Below are 3,329 nucleotides of genomic sequence, written 5' to 3'. Positions count from 1 at the left end.
CCTTCTGTTACTAACCTACGCGTAGCGGTCCAATAAGAACGGATATACGATGTGATCCGATCACTATCTGCATTCAACTGATCAGAAACCTTTGCCCACAACAGATTAGTCTGTTCCAAATCATCTTCTAATAAGAACATGATGTGATTCTTGATGATATCAGATGGTTTCAAGTCAGCGCCACGACTATTCAGTGTTTCAAAAATAATAAACGCATCCCGTTGAGTTGGAGCAGAAATCATAACGACATAAAATTTTTCGATAAAAGTTCTCAAAATTCTATCTAGTAAATTAATACGTTCAACCAACGTCTTATTCTTCGAAAGTGAATTTAAAACACCGCGTTGAAATTCAAAGTACGCCGCATCCATATTTTTCATTGGTTCTGTCTTTTGATGACTATCTACGTAGTCCACATCTTGCGAATGAGTTCGTTTGTAAAAATAATCCTGCAATGCTCGATCAGATTCAGACGACACTTGTAACTTTAACGTTGCCTGATCACCATTTTCACCGCGAATTAATCGTTGGTTTATATCTCGCATGATATCACGGAGTTTGTCTCGAGAATCCTGTGTCAGATACTCCGCCTCATCAACTAGCATTTTTTGAGCAATATCTCGAATAACCGCCAAAAAAATTGTGCTAGTTGTCATTCTTTGCTGTCCATCAATTAAATCTTGAATATTATCATGATTAAATGTCACCACCTGACCAAAAAAATGATTATCACGTCGTTCTTCGATCAAATCTTCTAAGTCCCGCCAAAAATCCAAAACTTCATTTTGCTTCCAAGAATAGTTTCGTTGATACACAGGAACAGAAAATACATTTTGTTGAAAAAGTATCTCCATCGTTAATCCAGCTGGTTGTGGAATTTTAATTGGAACGCCCATAATTATATATACCCCCATAATTGTTAACTACAATAATTAGATCATTATTTGGATCCAGAGGCAAATAAATACTTTATTTCTTTTCTTGCAATATAAAGTATATTCAAATTTCTTTATTCAACAAAAGGAGCACTGCAAAACTGCAGCACTCCTTTTTACTGTATTCTCATCACAAACCAATTCATCACCGCATTCACCGAACTTGCCCGACGAGGAACTGTGCTTCCACCAATATCCGGTCGATGTAGTTTGATTAATTCACCAACTGTTTTATTATCAGGTAAATGTCCTGTAGCCACCCAAATTTCAATCATTGCTCTAAAAATTGGCCGTTGTACCAACTCTTTAGCAAATAGCCCAATCTTCGTATTATAGTCTGCATCAATAAACACGCGTCCTAATTGAGAGACTTTAAATCTCCCATCTACTTTCTGAGCTAAGCTAAAATATTCGGCCGCGTTTGCATAATAATCTGATTGTCTCACATCAAACTTGAACGCTTCCGCGAAAAACTCCTTCGTACCTATCTCAAATACATCCCCTTGCTCACTCGTAAGCGGTTTACCACTAAGAACAACTGGTATTTCAAATATTTTTTCAGGATCATTAGCTTGAATAAACGGTACTAATTCACCATCCAGACGTCTTGGCTCTACCGAAACTTGTTGCTGTGCCAATAAAACTTTCAAAGTTTCACGCGTTACTGGCTGCGATTCTTCTTCAAATACAAATTCATACTCACGAATTTTCTTTAGCGAATTAAAATCATCAATATCCGTAAACTGATAAACGTGAAATGAAAATACATCATCAGTATATGTAAAGTACGCTGAATAAATTTCCTTAGGAAACTTCATCTGATCATGATAAATACGCGTTGGTATATACAACTGACGAATATTAAAATCCTCAGGTCGTTTCTTTTTCGATTCGACAATCAAGACACGACTTGGCGACTCATAAACACCATCAATTTCAGACTGCCATCCATCAATCACAAAATTAGTTTGGCCGTTACGATAATGACTGATTTGAAAATCAATCAGTCCTGTTCCCTTCTTACCACTTAACGTTGCCACAACATCAGCATTTAAATCATCCATCACATATTTCAGCATGCCACTCATTTCAGCGACAGATTGTGCAACAGCCTCACTATTAATTGTTTCCGGACTTTCTGGGCGAATACCTGAAATCCACTTTGGAAAGGTCATTCGAACTGGTTCAAGTACTTCATATTTCAAACTCTCGAACGTCTTAAAATCAGAAATGGCATACCTATCCCGTCCCTTTGGCATTAACGTAAACTGTGCGCTTTTACCAAAAATATTCTTATCGACCGAATCTTTAAAAACTTCTGGCAAGTCACTACTAAAATCAAACTTCAATAAGTTTCGAGCGTCAGGCGCATTATCAGGCCGATCGGCATAATATTCACGTACGTATTTATTAATGTCACTACTGGTAATTTCATACGCCCCGTTTTGCTCAATTTGTTTTGGTATATCAAAGCGGTCAAATAAATAACGCCAGGCGATATCTTGCTTTCTAGTTCTTGCTTTTGCCATTCATCTTACTCCCAACTCCGCACAAGCACTTCAGAAACTTTGGCTCGACTACTTGCTTTCGCTGCAACGAAACGATGTGCTTCTACTGTTTCGATTACACCAATTCCCTCATATAGTTCATGAAGCAGTGGCACATCATTGTTTGATAGCAGTACGAAGACACCCCGATCTTTTAACTCTTTAAACAAGTCACGTAACCGCACTTGTTCGTCGTAACCAAATTCACTTGAGTAACTTGTGAAACTAGCCGTCTCGCTAGCTGGAATATAGGGCGGATCAAAATACACAAAGTCCCCTGTCTGTGCCTTTTCGACCGCTTTTGCAAAATCACCAGTCATAACGTCTACATTCGCGTTATTCAAATACTCGGAAACGCGTCGAATTGTTGGCTCATCTGCAATCTTTGGATTTTTGTATTTCCCATAAGGTACGTTATTTTGCCCCTTACTGTTTACACGCCACAAACCGTTAAAACCAACCTTAATCATATAAATGAATCGCGCTGCTCGTTCAACCTCTGTCATTTCTTCAAGACGACCATCACGATCAGTCAATCGCAAATCCAAGTAATATTCTTTTGAATTATTAGCCTGGTGTTCTACCAATTTTTCTAATAGTTCATCTGGTCGATCACGCACAATGCGCCAAACGTTTGCTAATTCCGGATTAAAGTCATTCACAACCGCATCATGGGGTTCCAAAGACAACAAAAAGGCACCTCCTCCCAGAAACGGCTCAAAATACGTCCCAAATTGCTTTGGAACGTACTTAGCCAATTCTGGCAGAAGCTGCCTTTTTCCACCGACCCATTTGATAAAATGGACGGATCTCACCCTAGTTGGTTGGTTGGTTGGTTGGTTGGTTG

General features: G+C 38.7%; 3 protein-coding genes. All 3 read right to left on the bottom strand.

Annotation, left to right across the window (positions count from 1 at the left end):
* A partial coding sequence (locus tag WEIDD23_RS08040) for a DUF262 domain-containing protein (RefSeq protein WP_197458849.1) occupies positions 1-896 on the bottom strand: 896 nt, incomplete at its 3' end.
* Positions 897-1,051: 155 nt separating this feature from the next.
* A complete protein-coding gene (locus WEIDD23_RS08035; RefSeq protein ID WP_010370837.1) occupies positions 1,052-2,464 on the bottom strand; it encodes a type II restriction enzyme in 1,413 nt (470 codons plus the stop codon).
* A gap of 5 nt (positions 2,465-2,469) precedes the next feature.
* Positions 2,470-3,297 carry a DNA adenine methylase gene (locus WEIDD23_RS08030; protein ID WP_062358897.1) on the bottom strand — a complete coding sequence of 276 codons (828 nt, stop codon included), beginning with the start codon at positions 3,295-3,297 and terminating at the stop codon, positions 2,470-2,472.
* Positions 3,298-3,329 lie beyond the last annotated feature (32 nt).

Origin of the sequence: Weissella sp. DD23, assembly GCF_001579105.1 — a bacterium.
GTDB lineage: Bacteria > Bacillota > Bacilli > Lactobacillales > Lactobacillaceae > Weissella > Weissella cibaria.
The sequence above is the reverse complement of the archived record's forward strand: the minus strand, read 5'-3'. Positions and strand labels throughout refer to the sequence as shown.